This is a genomic window from Chryseobacterium sp. KACC 21268 (genome assembly GCA_028736075.1).
Lineage (GTDB): Bacteria > Bacteroidota > Bacteroidia > Flavobacteriales > Weeksellaceae > Epilithonimonas.
Window position 1 is genome coordinate 1,734,037 of sequence record CP117875.1, and the last position, 17,643, is coordinate 1,751,679.

9 protein-coding genes and 1 tRNA gene are annotated in these 17,643 nt (G+C 36.5%); 7 read left to right on the forward strand and 3 right to left on the reverse strand.

The features are described from left to right. Position 1 precedes the first annotated feature (1 nt). A complete protein-coding gene (locus tag PQ459_08165; protein ID WDF48440.1) occupies positions 2-538 on the reverse strand; it encodes a YceI family protein in 537 nt (178 codons plus the stop codon). 422 nt (positions 539-960) lie between these two features. On the opposite strand from PQ459_08165, the gene PQ459_08170 reads away from it, so the two are divergent. From PQ459_08170 to PQ459_08195, 6 genes are all read left to right on the forward strand, one after another. Continuing rightward, the gene (locus tag PQ459_08170) at positions 961-2,544 is read left to right on the forward strand and encodes a Na+/H+ antiporter (GenBank protein WDF48441.1); all 1,584 of its coding nucleotides are present in this window, start codon (positions 961-963) and stop codon (positions 2,542-2,544) included. 10 nt (positions 2,545-2,554) lie between these two features. Then, positions 2,555-3,001, forward strand: a complete 447-nt coding sequence (locus tag PQ459_08175) for a hypothetical protein (GenBank protein ID WDF48442.1) — start codon at positions 2,555-2,557, stop codon at positions 2,999-3,001. Between the two features lie 988 nt (positions 3,002-3,989). Beyond that, a complete protein-coding gene (locus PQ459_08180) occupies positions 3,990-7,022 on the forward strand; it encodes a GEVED domain-containing protein (GenBank protein ID WDF48443.1) in 3,033 nt (1,010 codons plus the stop codon). Positions 7,023-7,133: 111 nt separating this feature from the next. After that, a complete protein-coding gene (locus tag PQ459_08185) occupies positions 7,134-9,893 on the forward strand; it encodes a M4 family metallopeptidase (GenBank protein WDF48444.1) in 2,760 nt (919 codons plus the stop codon). 394 nt (positions 9,894-10,287) lie between these two features. After that, positions 10,288-11,682: a LuxR C-terminal-related transcriptional regulator gene (locus PQ459_08190; protein ID WDF48445.1), complete on the forward strand. Its 1,395-nt coding sequence runs from the start codon at positions 10,288-10,290 to the stop codon at positions 11,680-11,682. A 149-nt stretch (positions 11,683-11,831) separates the two neighbouring features. Further along, positions 11,832-15,011 carry an Ig-like domain-containing protein gene (locus tag PQ459_08195; GenBank protein ID WDF48446.1) on the forward strand — a complete coding sequence of 1,060 codons (3,180 nt, stop codon included), beginning with the start codon at positions 11,832-11,834 and terminating at the stop codon, positions 15,009-15,011. 186 nt (positions 15,012-15,197) lie between these two features. Here PQ459_08195 and PQ459_08200 read toward each other — a convergent pair. Together PQ459_08200 and PQ459_08205 are read right to left on the reverse strand one after the other, a co-directional pair. Continuing rightward, a tRNA-Leu gene (locus PQ459_08200) sits at positions 15,198-15,279 on the reverse strand. A 117-nt stretch (positions 15,280-15,396) separates the two neighbouring features. Then, a complete protein-coding gene (locus PQ459_08205) occupies positions 15,397-16,164 on the reverse strand; it encodes an MBL fold metallo-hydrolase (protein ID WDF48447.1) in 768 nt (255 codons plus the stop codon). Positions 16,165-16,218: 54 nt separating this feature from the next. Here PQ459_08205 and PQ459_08210 point away from each other — a divergent pair, with 54 nt between their 5' ends. Beyond that, on the forward strand, positions 16,219-17,643 hold the full coding sequence (locus tag PQ459_08210) for a TonB-dependent receptor (protein WDF48705.1): 1,425 nt from the start codon (positions 16,219-16,221) through the stop codon (positions 17,641-17,643).

Below are 17,643 nucleotides of genomic sequence, written 5' to 3' on the forward strand. Positions count from 1 at the left end.
ATTACTCTGCTACCACACTCACTTTTACAGTGACTACATCGCCAGTTTTGATTCCCATAAATCCAGGACGATCCATTCCGAATTCTGATAGTTTGATGGTTTCGGTTCCATCGATGATGTATGTGTTTCCTTTTTTTACGATTGATACTGGGAAAGAAACATTTTTGGTGGTTCCGGCGATTGTCAGTCTTCCTACGGCATTGCTTTTTCCGAGATTAATAGATGTTGCAGAAAAAGATACATTTGGAGCTTTGTCAGACTTCAAGGCTTCGTAAGCTTTCTTTTCCATAGTCTTTCCTTTTTCAGCGTTTAAGGTTTTAACTGGTACGGTATAAGAGATGTTTGTAATGGAATTTCCATTTACAACGCCTGAAAAAGTTGCGGTAGAACCTTTCATTTCCCAATCGTGCATTGGTGATGTTCCGGAAATTATTATTGTTGTAGATTTTTGATTTAATTTTTGAGCATTTGATAATTGAGGAAATAAAATTGCTCCTAGAAATAAACCGATACTGATGATTTGTTTTGTTGTTTTCATTTTCATAAAATTTAATTGTTATAATTATTTATTTTTCTATTTTGATATATCAAAGGTATAAGGTTAATAATAAAAGAGACATTATATTATGATGATAAAAATCTTACGATTATGTCGGATTATATTATTGATAATTTTTTTCAATGATGATTATCGATTATTTCTAAATGTTAAAATTATATTAATCTTTGATTTGACTTTTATTAATAATGGTTGATGATTAAACAGATATGACATTTGTTAGGTAGCTCATTAATGATGAAAATCAGTAGAACTATTTTTGAATAATGATAAAAAATGTTAAATTATTGTGAAATATTTAAATTTATATGACGAATATCATAGCCAGTCTTAATTTTGAACTTTGTATTTTATAAAGTCATTGTAATTCTTATTTTTGTACATTAAACACAAATAATTCAATGCACAGTCTTTTACCTTTTCTACTGGCGATGGTCGCCGTCATAGTTCTTCTGAATATGTTTGCGGCCAAACTGAAAATTGCTTATCCAATCTTACTGGTTGTTGGAGGTCTTTTTATAAGTTTCATTCCAGGGTTGCCAGTTATTAAAATTGATCCGGATCTTATCTTTTTCATATTTCTTCCGCCATTGTTGTTTGAGGCTGCATGGACTATTTCTTTTAAGGAAATGAAGAAATGGTGGCGAATCATTGGGAGTTTTGCATTTCTGGTCGTTTTTTTTACCGCATTATCCGTTGCCTTGATTACGAATCATTTTATTCCAGGATTTACCATCGCTCTTGGATTTTTACTAGGAGGCATAGTTTCTCCACCAGATGCTGTGAGTACCGGAGCGATTACAAAATTTGTTAAAATACCAAAATCAACTTCTACAATTTTGGAAGGAGAAAGTTTGCTGAATGATGCATCGTCACTTATCATTTTTCGTTTCGCACTGGTTGCGGTTGGGACGGGTCAATTTGTTTGGCAAGATGCTACGCTTAGTTTCTTTTGGATGGTCATTGGTGGGAGTCTAGTCGGGTTGATCCTCGGATATCTCTTTGTTCAGGCGCATAAATTACTGCCTACAGATGCGCCTTCTGATATTGCTTTGACAATCATAGAACCATATTTGATGTATTGGATTGCAGAACAATTGCATAGCTCGGGTGTTCTGGCGGTCGTTGTCGGTGGTCTTTTTATGTCTGCAAGACGGTTGAAGTTTCTCAATAGTACCAGTAGGATTCACGCATACAGCGTTTGGGAAAGTTTGATTTTTATTCTGAATGGCGTCGTTTTCTTGATCATTGGATTGGAACTTCCGGAAATTGTAACTGGACTGAGGGATGATCAAATTCCTTTGGAAACAGCTATTGGCTATGGTGTTTTGGTGACTGTGATTTTGATTGCTGCAAGAATGATTAGTTCCTATGCAGCATTGGTTGCAACTGTGATTTTCCGCCCGAGCGTAAAGCCTCACGCTTCGTCCAGAACGCGGCGATGGATGATGCCGCTGCTATTGGGTTGGACGGGAATGCGTGGTGTGGTCTCTCTTGCCGCGGCTCTTGCTATTCCTGTGACATTAAGCAATGGTGAAGCTTTTCCGCATAGAAATTTAATATTATTCATAACCTTTGTTGTGATTCTTCTGACGCTTCTGGTGCAAGGTCTCACTTTGCCCTTTATCATAAGAAGAACAGGCTTTTTTGATGGTATTTTTGATGAAGAAAATGAGCGTTCAACCAAACAGAAAATAAAAAAAGAACTGAAACAGCATATGTATCAATTCTTAAAGTCCAAGTACGAAAACGAATTAAAAGATCACGCAGGATTAGAGATGTTCCTAAAACATTGGGAAGAACGTACAAAAGCCACTGATGACAGTTGGATGAATGAGAAAACAAAAATAATTTTCGTAGAAATGCTCGAAATTCAACGTGAGTATCTTTCTGAGCTTAACAAAGATCCGAAGGTAAATGAGGAAATTATTCGCCAACAATTATTCCAAATCGATCTGGAAGAGGAGCGCTTGAAAATGATTTAATTTTGGATATATGAAAAGCATCAATCGGAATCAAATACTCAGTTTATCGAAGCGAATTCTTTTTGTTGCGTTAGTTGTTTTTGGTTCTACATTTCTGCAGATTTACTGGTCTATGGGACAGTTTGCGGATCAGATGTCAAGTGCGTGTCTGGAATGTTGGTTTGTAGAAGATGCTTTCTATATGTCAGTGATGACTTCTGTGTTTCTGGCAATTGTTTTTAATTTTCTGGAAATGGTGCAGAGTCGAGTTTTTAGAATTGTTGTTCAGTTTTTACTTCTGATCTCAGCTTGGTTTTTTTTGGACTATTCGATATTTGTAGAACGTGAGTCGTCTTGGAGTACTTATCATTTTAATGAAGAGCTGTATTATGTGGCTACACTTTCATTTTTATCCATATTGATTCTATCTTGTTTGAATATTATGATAATTAATTATAAGTCTTTTCTTAAAATTTAGAATTCATATTTAAACAAAAAAGCGATTGAGATTTCTGTGCTTTTATACACATAAACAAAGAACTGTCGAAATGCTTTAATTGAAGATTAATGGAGGGTTGATGTAAAATAATTAGTCAAATATTTATAACAGTTTCTTTAATTACAATGAACTATGCGAATGCACTAGCAAGATATCCTTCTATGGCAATGTTGATATTGTAGCATTCAGCAATCTGTACTTGTAATACAAATAATTCAAAATTCTGTACTGATGTTTTCGATGACGCCTAGACATCAAGTGTAAGTAATTTTTATTTAAGTTTGTTTTCTTAATAAACTATTCGGTTTACAATATTTAAAAGAATTTAAACTTTCTAATCAATATTTGTTTTCAACCAATATTTTCTGCTTCAAACTAAAATAACGTTTAAATAAGTGTTTTTGAAGGGCTAAAGGAATTGGTGTCATCGGATAAAGTAGCTTATAAATCTGATTATTTAAGTGCCACACATTTGTGAAAAAATAGTAAATTTTACATTTTCATATTAATCTTAAATAATTTTAGGGCTTGTAACGTATTGATAGTCATATGAGAGTATCTGTTGTGTATGTCGTTTTTTTGGTAGAGTAACCAATCGTGTATGCTGTTATTACTAAAATTAAGCTTCTGTATATACATTTGTGAAGACACTGAAACCAGATAGTCACAATTTAGACAGACCGATTTCTAATGAAAAAAATATTTCCAATTATTTCTTCTTTTTACTAGCTTTTCAATTTTTGATAATGCTGGTAATATAGTGGTTGACAATTCCACGCCTCAATTTTCTCTCCTAAATTTTGTGCGGAACTGGTGGTCAGTGAATGGATAATTGTTCAGGTTTTTTTTTGATCATTTTTACATTATCATATTTGTAAATATTGATTTAAAATAATGGTATATTATCAAATAAAATAACTTAAATGTAATTATTTAATAAATTATAACTTCTCAACTATTAAAAACTATGAAAAAAAATTTACTGGCAAGCTTTATAGTCCTTGGAGTAGGAATGTCTGCTCAGGTCACAGGCTCAAAAACTATAGGTATGGATTATCCAAACCTTAATTCCGCTTTCGCAGACCTTAATACGAATGGTTTGGGATCTGGCGGTGTAACATTGAATATTCCGGCAGGATATACAGAAACTTCGCCCGCTGGAGGATATATGCTGGGAAGTACAGTTCTAAATGCCTCTCTATCATCAGAGAATCCTTTACTCATCCAGAAAAGTGGTTCAGGACTCAATCCTTTATTTACAGGAAGTACCGGGACATCCACAACTGTAGACGCCATTTTTAAATTTTCCGGCGTAGACTATATGACCATTGACGGTATTGATCTGCGAGAAAGTGCTGATAATACTAATGCAACCACTTTAAACGAAAGAGGATTTGCTTTCTACAATCTAAGTAATACGGATGGTTGCAGCTATAACACGATAAAAAACAGCACGGTAACTTTCCTTAAAACCGTAAATAATACAGCTACCGGAATTATCTTCATTCACAGTACTGCTACAGGTACATTGGTTTTCCCAAGTGCTACTACTGGAAGCCACAGTTTTAATAAAATCTATAGCAATACCATAGTGAAAGCTCTGGGTTCCGCCATCAGTTTTACCGGTTATGCCGCTCCTTCACCATACACGCTCTATGATCAAGGGAATGATGTGGGGGGAAGCACATCCGAAACAGGTAATACGCTCACAGATATCGGAGGAATGGCAGGTGGAGAATTTATTACCAATAATTATGGTCTGTCCAATACCTATCAGAACAATGCAAACATTTCGAATAACAAAATTAATTTTTCGCCCGATGGAAAAGGAACTATCGGTATTTATGCATTTGGTGCGAGTTGTACCTATACCATCAATAATAATACTGTAAATGCATCAGGGAAAATAGATAGTTCAGCTGGTACTTCGCATATTGGTATCTATGGTAGTTCTTCAGGACTCAATCTTACGGCTAACAATAATGTAGTCAATGTATTGGCTGCTCCCTTTAGCGGAAGGACCGCTACTTATGGTCTATGGTCCCAAAATGCTGGCGGAAATCTTTCATTTGATGGAAATACTGTTATGGCAAAGGGAGATGATACCGTCTACGGTATATATGCTAATGCTACTGGCGCATCTGTTAATGTCACTAATAATACGGTCAAAAATATTACAAGCACTGGCGCTTTTGGTAATACAAGTGCAATCTATATGAATGCTACCGGAATCGCAACAAATATATCTGGCAATAAAATAAGTAATCTCACTGCCAACGGTTTATTAGGAAGCGCTTATGGCTTATATGTAGGTGGCTCAACAGCTTCGACCACAACCAATGTTTTTAACAATCTAATCGGTGACTTGAAGACGCCAACGGTCAATGACGCGGCAGCGCGATTAGTAGGTATCTATCTCGCTGCTACAGGAGCCACATCAAAATTGAATATATATTATAACACTGTTAATCTCAATGGAACCTCTAACGGTACCAATTTCAGTTCTTCAGGTATTTATCATACTTTCAATACAAATGCGACAACAGCTGCCTTGGATTTGAGAAATAATGTGATTGTAAATAATTCAATGCCAAATGGTTCGGGAACTGCCAGCGCCTTCAGAAGAAATTCTGCAACCAATCTGAACAATTACGCAACGACTTCTGATAACAATGATTTCGCAGTAGGCCCGGCTGGTTTCATATTTTTTGATGGAACAACAAAGTACAACCTTGCAGATTTTAAATCTTTGGCCTCACCCCGAGATGACAATTCATTAAGCGTGATACCTCAGTTTACATCGCCTGTAGGTACAGATGCAGATTACCTGAAACTGAACAGCTATGCACCAGTCAATGAGCAATTAGACAACAGAGGTGTTGACATGATGGGATTTGCTACAGATTTTGCGGGAGTTACCAGAAACTCGGTTACACCTGATCTGGGTGCATATGAATTTTCATTCGCAGTTCCTACTGTAGCACCAAATTGTACAACAGTATATGCACCGGTTAATGCATCAACTGGTAATATACCAAACCAAATAACAATCAGTTGGCTTCCTACAGAGTACGCAACAGGCTACAAATTATACTTGGGTACTACACCTGGTGGAGCAGAGTTAATTGATGGTATGGTATTTACAACTTTATTATATCCCACAACTCTTGAAAAGAACAAAACTTACTATGTAAAAGTGGTACCTACAAACAATATAGGCGATGCCTCGGGATGTTCTGAGACCACTTTTTCAACAACCGAATTTTCTTTTTGTCCAATCACTTATCCTAATGTTGAGCCTATAAGCAATGTCACATTTGCGGGCATTAATAATTCTAGCAGTTCGGACGTAACAGGAAATACTGGATATCAAGATTTTACCAATGTTGTAGGACAGGTTTACACGAATTTAAGTTCTACATTGACCATCGCTGGAAACACCAACGGAAATAGAACGTCTTATTATGCGGTCTTTATAGACTGGAATCAAAACGGAAGTCTGAATGATGCTGGCGAAGTGTACTTTGGAGATGGCTCATTATTCATTACCAATTCCACAGGTGCAGACGAAAAAATAGCTACCGCAAATATTGCAGTTCCGTCAAATGCGAAACTAGGTCTTACAAGAATGAGAATCAAAAAAGAATACTCTGCCGCAGTCCCAAGCAGTACTGGTAATTTTGCCAATCCTTGCGATAAGGTTCAAAGCTTTGGACAGGTAGAAGATTATACCCTGAATGTTTCGGATTCAACTTTGGCTTTATCCGATGTGAATAAAACGAAAATATCGGTTTACCCTAATCCATTCACAGATGTTCTAAGAATCTCCGACGTTAAGGATGTTAAGTCAATTTCCATCAGTGATATGACAGGAAGACAGGTGAGATCTTTGAATCCGTCATCAGCCCTTAAACTTGGTAATCTGAATGCTGGATTATACATTGTAAATCTCCAGATGGAGGACGGAAGCTCAAAATCTTTCAAGATAATTAAAAAGTAATTTATTTAGGTCACAAGTTGTTTTTGACAATGACTTGTGATCTTAAGTTTTATAAATAATTGACAACAATTAGAATTTTATAATTTTTGAAATGAATTTAATATTTAAGATATGAAGAAAGAAATTTTACGTATTGGTCTAATTTGCGGAATGCTAGGTGTAAGTATTTCGGTAAGTTCACAAGAATATGTCGACAGGAAAACTGTTGAGAAAAATGGAAGTGTCAGTCTTGTTACTTTTAAAAAGAATACCGGCTTGGCATCAAAGTCCAAAGCGGAACTTTTTAAAGAAATATTACAACTTCCCGCAGAAGCAGAATTAAGACTTTCAAAATCAGAAAAAAATTCTAGCGGTAATTTCCTTGATGAGAAATATCAATTATATCACAAGAATGTGATCGTAGAGTTTGGAATCTATAATCTGCATTACAAAAATGATGATCTGACCAGTATGAATGGCGAGATTTTTACGACTGCCAATGCAAGTGTAATTCCTCAGATATCATCACAGGTGGCTTTGGATAAGGCAATCGCAAGTGTCGGCGCAAAGAAATATATGTGGGAAGATGCTGACGGCAATGTCGATAATTATAAAAAACCGTCTGGAGAATTGGTGCTTCTTCCAATACAGCAAGCTGACGAAAGCTATAAACTGACTTTAGCATATAAATTTGATGTTTTTGCATCTCAGCCTATAAGCCGGGCCTATATTTATGTAAGTGCAATTGATGGCAAAATTCTGTTGAGTGATGCGATTATGAAACACTCTTCGCAAAATATTTTACAAAAGGAAATCGATACCCGTAAAATCATTTCGGATGTAAAAGATTCAACCTTAAAAAATACTCTAGCAAAACTTGTTCCTGCAAATGCTGCTACCAAATACAGCGGAGCTCAGACAATAGAAACTTCCCTAAATACAGCTGGCACTAGTTACCTTTTGTACGATACCACTAGAGGGAATGGCATCAGAACATACAATCTTAAAAAAAGCAGCAATCTGGCATTAGCTGTAGATTTTACAGATGTTGATAATAACTGGAGTGCTGCAGAATTCGACAATTCCAATTTTGACAACGCAGCTCTGGACGCGCATTTCGGTGTTGAAAAAACTTACGATTACTTTAAAAATATTCATAACAGAAACAGTTATGACAACAACGGGTCTATTCTTAGAAGCTACGTTCATTACGGTACCAATTATAATAATGCATCCTGGGCAGGTTTATACATGCTGTACGGTGACGGTGACAGAACGACGACCTTCAATGTTTTGACGGCATTTGATATTACGGCGCACGAATTGGGACACGGCGTTTGCTCCACTTCGGCAGGACTTATCTATCAAAGAGAATCTGGTGCTATCAATGAAGGTCTTTCAGATATTTGGGGAGCAGCGGTAGAGAATACTTATTTGCCAAATAAACAGGCATTCTTGATTGGTGAAGATATTACTCTTTATTCGCCTTTCTATCTTAGATCGATGAGTGATCCAAAATCAGCAGGTCAGCCAGATACTTATCGTGGAGAGAACTGGATTCCTGCAACGGCGCAGGAGGGCTGTGCTGTTCCCGCATCTGATACCAATGATAACTGTGGCGTACATACAAACAGTGGTGTTCTGAACCATTGGTATTATGTTTTAGTTCAAGGGAAAACGGGAACCAATGATATTGGAAAATCATATTCTGTAACAGGAATTGGATTTGAAAAGGCCTCCAAGATTGTTTATCGCCTAGAGACCGTTTTCCTTACACCTAATTCAACATACAGCAATACGCGTGATCTGGGAATTCAGGTTGCCATTGAGCTTTATGGCGCGGGCTCTCCTGAGGCTATTGCTACTCAGGACGCATTTTATGCAGTGGGTTTAGGGACAAAATACAATCCTAATGGAACAGACACAACAGCTCCAACTTCACCGCTTGATCTTACAGCAACTTCCACGACCAATGTTTCAACTTATCTTACCTGGACGGCTTCTACAGATGATTTTGCATTGGATGGTTATAACGTTTACAAAGATGATGTTTTGTTGGGGACAACTTACAAGCCTTCATTCTATGTGACTGGACTGACGGCTTCGAGCACGTATAATTTCAAGGTTGAAGCAAAAGACGAGGCAGGAAATAAATCCGGCTTCAGTAATATCGTTCCTGTTACAACATTGGCAACTGGTAATGCTTATTGTACTTCACAATCTACATCTACAAGTTTTATGAAGATCCAAAGTGTAAAACTAAATACAATCGATAACCAAAGTACAGGAAATGCTGGATACGAAGACTTTTCTTATATCTCCACTGATGTGAAAAAAGGGCAGACCTACACGATTACCATAAAGCCATATTGGTCTAGAATTATTTACCCTCTGAGATACAGATTGTACATCGATTATAACAACAATGGCATCTTTACAGATAGTGGCGAAAATGCCTGGTCACAAATAACAGCTACGGATGCTTCGACAGTTTCCGGCATTTTTACGATTCCAGCGTCTGCTGTCACAGGAACTGTCAGGTTAAGAGTTCAGGCTGCATACAATCAGACACCAACATCTTGTTCGACGATCAATTATGGACAAGTGGAAGATTACTCTTTGAATATTCAGGATCTCTTAGCCGTTTCTGATGTTGATAATGCAAGCCAGGTTGTAATCTATCCAAATCCTGTGAAAGATGTTATTCATATTAAGTCTGATGATTCCGGCGAATTATCTTATCAGGTTTATAATGCTACAGGACAAATTGTTCTTAATGGTAAGTCTTCTGATAAGACCATAAATGCACAGAAATTAACTTCCGGAAATTATGTTTTGGAATTGACTAATAAACAAGGACGAAAATCTACACAAAAGTTTATCAAAAAATAATTTTCATCTTTTGATCATAAATCTTAAGAAAGATTAAAAGATCAAAAACCTTTCTTTATATTTTAAGAGTTCGGTGTAATGCCGGACTTTTTTTATTTATATAATGTTGAACTGAAATCCTATCTCATTTGAAAATAACTTTTATCACAATTGACAGTTATTTACCAATTTTTTTAATACATTTAAATTCCTCAAAATCACTAAGTATTAAAGTATAATACTGCCACTTTATTTGAAAATTTAAAAACATCGAATTAAAGATTATAATACTGAAGCTAGGATATCAATAATCTATTTTAAAATTAATTAAAAAAATGATACCTTTATTCGTTCAAAATGATCAGACAAATAATTCTACAATATTTTAATTTAGATGTTTACCAGAAATTCAATTGTGCATAAATTTTTCTTAATTTTCTATTTGTTCACTGGATTTCTATGTGTTTCACAATCTCATGGAAATAATGCAATCAAGGAAAAGGTTACAGCAAATGCAAAACTTTTCACCAAAAATATTGACAAAGCCTATCTACAGATCGATCCATTATTAAGATCTTCCCGCGCTGCACACGATTCGCTCTCTGAGTTGAAACTTCTGGACAGAAAGTGTCGTTATTTTTACAGTAAAAATCAAATCGACAGTTTGCTGAAAGCTTCGGAAAATCTGGAAGCAAAGGCAAGTGAATACAATGATCTCTATTCGGTTTCTATGGGAAATGTTTATATGGCAGAAGCGTATTCCATCAATCAATTTTATGATAAGGCAATCTATCATCTCGACATTGCGTACAAAGCATTGGAAAAGGATAAATCAAAAAATGCCAAGATATTTTTTGCGAAATCCAATGTTTTAAACAGCTTTTCCAATGTTTATGCAGATAAAGGAGAGCCTAGAAAGGCAGTAAAAAAACTGTATAAGGCTATTAACAGTTACAAGGAATTGTCTGATCCTGTTCAGATTAATAATTTTCAGTACGTTAATTACTCCAATATAGCAAGTATTTACCTAGCTTATGACATAGATTCTGCAAACTATTTCGCTCAAAAATCTGTAGACTTATGGACTAATGATAAAATGGATGACAAAATAATGATTTCCAATTATCAGGTATTTGGAGAAGTGTATAAAATAAAGAAAGATTACGAAAAATCACTCTACTACTATCACAAAGCTCTTAAACTCACAGGCAAGAGTGGTTATGAGCTAAATGTTAATAATCTATACAAAGATATTGCTGAACTTTATAAGTTAACAGGCAAGCGGGATAGTTCTATTATTTATGAAAATCTGCTGAAGCAAAATGAGATTTCTGAACTTCAAAGCAAATACAATTCTCTACACGAGGTAATTTCAAAAGACCGCAAAGATGAGGGCAAATCCAAAACGATTAATAATGTCATTTTAGGAGGTGTCATCATAGTTTCGGTTTGTTTATTATCCTGGAGTTTTATTTTAATCAGAAGAAAAAAATTAGCAGAAAAAGAAGCACCACACGAAACGTATAACAAACTGCTTAGCCTTTTAAAAGAAAATGATCCGTCATTTATGTTTGCTTTTGAAAGTACTTATCCGGAATTCTCAGAAAAATTAAGGAAAATAAATCCCAGCCTTTCTAATTCGGAAATAGAATTCTGTGCCTATTTGAAATTAAAACTATCAACAAAAGAGATTGCAAAGATTACTTTTATGGAACCCAGGACAGTTCAAAATAAAAAACACAGGATCAGAAAACGACTTGATATCCCTAGCACTACAGATATTTATAATTGGTTCGATACCATTGTGTAAATTATAAGTTGTTGATTTTCAAATGTGAGTATCTGTTGTGTATGCAGATTTTCGCTGTGAAGTAAAGCATTGTGTAGGAGATTTTCGTTATTTAGTTTTTGATAAACATACATTTGAGTTGTGTTTATTAATTACTAAATAATTTTTATATGAAAAAAACTTTTACAAATTACGCATTGCTATTCTGGCTTTTGCTGTTTGGACAATTACATGCTCAGGTTTGGGAGCCGGTAGGAGCTGCTTCCGGAATCTCTAATGGCGTTGCAGGGCGACTGACGTTGGTAAATGACTATCAAAATAATTTGCTTGTAGGATATTATGATGCAGCTGCTCAAAAAGGTTCCGTGCAAAAATTTGACGGTACAAACTGGTCATATCTTGGTGGCGCGCCTGGAATGACACCTAGTTTTGCTTCTTATAATTCGCTAAGTGTGGATAATCAGGGTTCTGTTTATTTTACCAATCAGGCCGCATCACCGGCTACAGGTATGGAAGTCAGAAAGTTTACAAACAACGCCTGGGCCACATTGGCAAACGTTACCAATACCGTTATTAATTTCAATACTTCTGCCATCGCTGCAGACAACACTTTGTTCGCTGCAAATAGTGAGAACTCAGGAACTGTAAAGAAATTGGTAGGAGGTGTTTGGCAACAAGTTGGAACATCTAGTTTTAATGGAGCTGGAGCTTCTTTCCTTGATATGGTCGTTGGAACCAATGGTAAAGTTTATGTTAGTTTCAATAACGGTGGCTTCGTTCACGTTTACGAAAATGATATGAACGCTAGCTCTACAACAGCTTGGCAACCTGTAGGAGGTATTGCAAATCTTGCAGCAGCAGCTAATACAGAGGATTACAATTCTTCTCTTGCAATTGACAGTAATAATAATCTGTACATTGCTTATGTTTCCGGATCTGCTGGAGGAAATAAGCTTAATGTTAAAAAATTTAATGGTACTTCCTGGTCTCAATTAGGCAGCGAAAATTTTTCACAGTTCAGAGCAAAACATACAAGTATAGCTGTTGGTGCTAATAATATTGTTTATGTTGCCTACAGCAAATGGGAAAATGATGATCTTCTCAGAAACTTTGTTGTTGCATACAATGGAACTACCAATTCTTGGTCTCAGGCCGGAACCGGATTTGCGTCACAAGGACAAGGAATTTATAATTCGTTAGCTGTTGATAGTTTTGGAAATCTGTTTCTTGCTTTCGCAGATTCTGGTTTAGGTAAATTATCGGTCAAAAAATTAAATTTAGGTGTTGTTGCTGCAGAAAGCATTGAGATAACAACAGAAAATAATGTGCCTGCAGAAATTACTCAGGACAATGGAACGCTTCAACTTAAAGCAAGCGTCCTTCCTCTTGCTGCAAATCAAAATGTAATTTGGAGTATGTTTGAAGGAGGGAATTTTGCTACTGTGAGCAGTACAGGATTGGTCACTGCAACAGCTTCTGATGCAATAGTTTCTGTAAAGGCTACTTCCGCTGAAAATAGTTCGATCTTCAAAACCTTTGCTGTCAATATAAAGAATCAGGATAGTGATGTTGCCGCACAATCCGTTACAGTAACAACGGCGAATGGTTTCTTTCCTGACATCAATGCGATTGGCGGTACTTTGCAATTGAAGGCAGAAGTAATTCCTGTGGAAGCAGATCAGAAAGTAACCTGGACCATACAGCAAGGTTCTGATGTTGTAAGTCTAAGTAATAGTGGCTTAGTTACCGCTTTGCAGGAAGGATTTGCAATTATCCGTGCAACACACGTTGATGGTACTTTGTATGGCGAGATCAGAGTTAATGTATTCAAAAATGGCTGCGGCCAGGGTAATGAGTCTTCTCTTTATGGATATGGAGCAGGAATAAGCAAGAATCTTATTACAAGTGCAGATGACTTCATAGTGCCGGCACTTACCAGATTTACCGTATCGAAATTAAGAATGACCGTGATCTATCCATCACAAAATTTTAATACATCTTATGACCTCAGATTTCTGAAAAATGATAACGGAGCTCCTGGACAGCTGATCAGAGAAATATTGAATATTCCAGTGACTACCCAAAGATTGGTGAAAATAATAGGAAATAGTCCCAATCAACAATTCTTGTATGAAATAGAATTAAACTTACCACAGGCAGTTGCTTTTGATCAGGGAACGTATTGGATTAATCCTGTGGCAAATACAGCACAATCCATATTCTGGGATACCACTACATTTGGAGGAATTGGTAGCGATTATCATTTGAATAGCTATGACGGAAATGGCTGGAGAAAATTAGGACAAGGTGGTTTCAATGCTTCTTTCAGGATTAGTGGAAACTGTACACCAATGCCGGTAGTCGTAAATACGCTTGATGGCTCAAATGCAGAGGTGTTTATGGGACAGAGCTTACAGATGAAAGCAACCGTGAATGCACAAGGTCTCTCACAGAATGTCAACTGGACAGTAGAATCAGGTTCTGAATTTGCAACAATTAGCAGTACTGGTTTGGTAGCCGGATTGAAAGCTGGACTGGTAGTTGTGAAAGCGACATCTGTTGATGATCCTACTTTAGCTGGAACTTTTGAAGTAAATGTTTTGGATCCTAACGCTTGTATAAGAGAAGCTTTATCAAACGAACTTGAAAATGCATTTCTTCTAAATGGTGATACTGAACAACGATTGGCGGTAGATTTTGAAGTTGCAGACGGAACATTCACAATCAATTCTATAGAGCCTTCTGTAGCTAAGTTTGCTACTACGTTTGGATTTGCGATTCTAAAGGATAATAATGGATTACCAGGAGAAGAAATAGCTTTCTCAAACGGACAGATCGTTCACGATCAGGTTACAGGATTTGAATTTAATTTTTATTTCCACCGTTATAAAGTAAAACTTGACAATCCAATCAAACTTCCAAAAGGTAAGTATTGGTTAGAAATGAGAGGTGACGCATTAGCTTGGGAAGCTACATCGGCAGATGTTCAAGGTCAATTTGCGGCTTATTATAATAATGTTACTAACAGCTGGGGATATCTTACCAACGGAGAATTTGTTTATAAGATCAATGGTGTCTGCTTAGCAGCAAATATGGGAACAGATGACGTAAGCAATGCTGAAAAAGTAACTTTCTATCCAAATCCGGTAAAAGACATATTAAATATTTCTTCTGACGAAAAATTGATAAATGTTACCATATACAATATGGTCGGACAGAAAGTTTTAGGAAATAGTTTGAATGAATCTAAAGTAAAAGTGAATGTTGCTGATCTTCCAATTGGAACGTACATCGTAGAAGCAGCTACGGTAGATGGAAAAGTTAAGAGATTTAAGATCATTAAGAACTAGAATTTTTTAATCATAATTATTTTTTGATAGGCTTAGATCTTTGGATCTAAGCCTTTTTATTTTAACTCATTTTGTAAACAATTCTTACTATCTTTTTGGATGGATTTATCCTTTTTGTATCTGATTATTAATAAATATTTTTACGCAATAAAAAAGAGACAACTATTTGATAGTTGTCTCTTTAAGTACCCAGTGCCGGAATCGAACCGGCACATCTTTCGATACTAGAGTTTGAGTCTAGCGCGTCTACCAATTCCGCCAACTGGGCTGATGTTTGTTTTAAATTGGTGTGCAAATATAGGATTATTTTCGACCCGATAAAAATGAATTTAGATAATTTTTACATTTATTTTTTAACGGACTGTAAATCAAAAATATATTTTTTCTAAAATTCGATTTCCAGACCATCAAAAGCCAGATGAACGTTCTCGGGAAGCTCTTTTTCCACTTCATCATGGAATCCCAGATGATGACTGATGTGAATGAGATAGGTTTTTTTTGGTTTAAGTTCATCCACCAACGCCAAAACTTGTGGCAAAATGAAATGTGAATGATGAGGTTCCGTCTTCCTAAGACAATTGATAATGAAAAAATCAAGATTCTTCAACTTCTCTTTTTCCTTATCATCAATTTTACTGGCATCCGTAATGTAAGCCAGATTCTTAAATTTAAAACCAAGAATATTTATCTCTGAATGAATGATGTCAATCGGTTGAACTTCCACTTCATCAAACAATTTAAATTCTTCCTCTATTTCATAAAGGTCAAAACTTGGTGCGCCTGGATATTTTTGTTCTGAGAAAGCGTATGGGAATCTCTCTTTGATCTCAACTGCAACCCGCGAATTACAATAAATCGGCATCGAGCTTTTATTTTTAAAGATCAAAGGCCGAAGGTCATCCAAACCGATAATATGATCGTTGTGTTCGTGCGTGATGAGAACCGCATCAATCTGTTCCTCGTGATTCATCAACATTTGCTGACGAAAATCGGGGCCGCAGTCAATTAATATTTTCTTTCCAGAATCCGAAGTTACAAGGGCAGAAGTGCGTAAACGTTTGTCTTTTTGGTTGGTAGAAAGGCAGACCGGATGATGGCTGCCAATAACAGGAATGCCTTGCGAAGTACCGGTTCCTAAAAATTTTAAAAGCATTTTTATTTTTGCTGTTATTTTGGTAAATTTACAAAATAAATCTAATTCTTCGTGATAAAGCCAAAACTTACCCCTAAGCAGAAAGCATTAGCCATCAATCTGGATTCATCCATCTACGGAACTTTTGCGGAGATTGGAGCGGGCCAGGAAACTGTGAGACATTTTTTCCGTGCTGGAGGTGCCTCTCAGACGATTGCAAAAGCGATGTCTGCTTATGATAAGGATTTCAGTGATGCCATCTACGGTACCGAAAACAAAAACCGATATGTTACGCAAAACCGTCTCAGAAAGATGCTACGCTACGAGATGGCGCTTATCGAAGAAAGGATTCCGAGAGAAAAAAATCCGGGAAAAAAGTTCTTTTCCTACGCCAATACGGTAACAACCATCAATTTCGATAAAACCTCCAAAGGCCACGGCTGGGTGGGAATCAGATATCAAAATTCTGAAAGCGAGGAATATAACGAGATCGTGATCCACGTCAAATTCAAAGAGACCAATCCGACGTTACAGCAGGAAACTCTGGGAAGTTTGGGTGTTAATCTGATCTACGGTGCTTATTTCTATATCGATAATCCGAGAGTTCTTGTAGAATCTTTATATGATGATCTTTCACTTGACCGTTTGGAAATTGATATGATCGACTTCAGCGGACCGGCTTTCCAGTATGTGGACAATCGCTTGATGAGTCTTCAGTTGGTGAAATTGGGAATGACAGACGCGGTAATCTTCAACTCCAAAGGAAGCAATATGTTGCCTGCAGACATTCTTTACAAGAAAAATATTTTTGCAGTGAGAGGAAGTTTCCGTCCTGTAACGCGCGTGAATATTGATATGTTCGAGCACGGTTTGGATCTATTCAATCAGGATAATGCCTGCGATAGTGAGAATACGCAGATTCTATTTGAAATCACCATTTCCAATCTGAGAGCGGCCGGCGATATCGATGAGCGTGATTTCCTTGATAGAGTCGATATTCTTGGAACGTTAGGCTACACGGTGATGATTTCCAACTTCTCAGAATATTACAGGATGGTGGATTATTTCTCATCGTTTACCAATCAACACATCGGCGTTGCGATGGGCGTTAACAACCTTTTGGATGTTTTTGATGAGGAATATTACAAGAATCTGCCAGGTGGAATTTTGGAAGCCTTCGGTAAGTTCTTCAAAAAAGATATGCGCGTTTATCTGTATCCTTACAAAGACCCTGAGAATGGCGAATTGCTAACGTCAGAGAACCTGAAAGTTCACGATAACCTGAAAGAATTATACAAATACTTCAAGCTCAACAAGAGAATTGTTGACATCGAAAAATATAATCCAAAATTCCTGGAGATCTATTCCAGAGAGATTCTGAAAAAAATTATGGCCCACGATTTGGGTTGGGAAGAGGAATTGCCGAAGAGTGTGGCACAAATGATAAAAGACCGGGGAATGTTCGGTTATAAAGAATTAACTTTCGAAGGATTAAAATAA

Bases quoted from the DNA above. Each gene is read 5' to 3' on its own strand.
- PQ459_08180 (WDF48443.1), top strand. From the start codon at position 3,990: ATGAAAAAAAATTTACTGGCAAGCTTTATAGTCCTTGGAGTAGGAATG.
- PQ459_08170 (WDF48441.1), top strand. From the start codon at position 961: ATGCACAGTCTTTTACCTTTTCTACTGGCGATGGTCGCCGTCATAGTT.
- PQ459_08205 (WDF48447.1), bottom strand. From the start codon at position 16,164: ATGCTTTTAAAATTTTTAGGAACCGGTACTTCGCAAGGCATTCCTGTT.
- PQ459_08165 (WDF48440.1), bottom strand. From the start codon at position 538: ATGAAAACAACAAAACAAATCATCAGTATCGGTTTATTTCTAGGAGCA.
- PQ459_08185 (WDF48444.1), top strand. From the start codon at position 7,134: ATGAAGAAAGAAATTTTACGTATTGGTCTAATTTGCGGAATGCTAGGT.
- PQ459_08175 (WDF48442.1), top strand. From the start codon at position 2,555: ATGAAAAGCATCAATCGGAATCAAATACTCAGTTTATCGAAGCGAATT.
- PQ459_08195 (WDF48446.1), top strand. From the start codon at position 11,832: ATGAAAAAAACTTTTACAAATTACGCATTGCTATTCTGGCTTTTGCTG.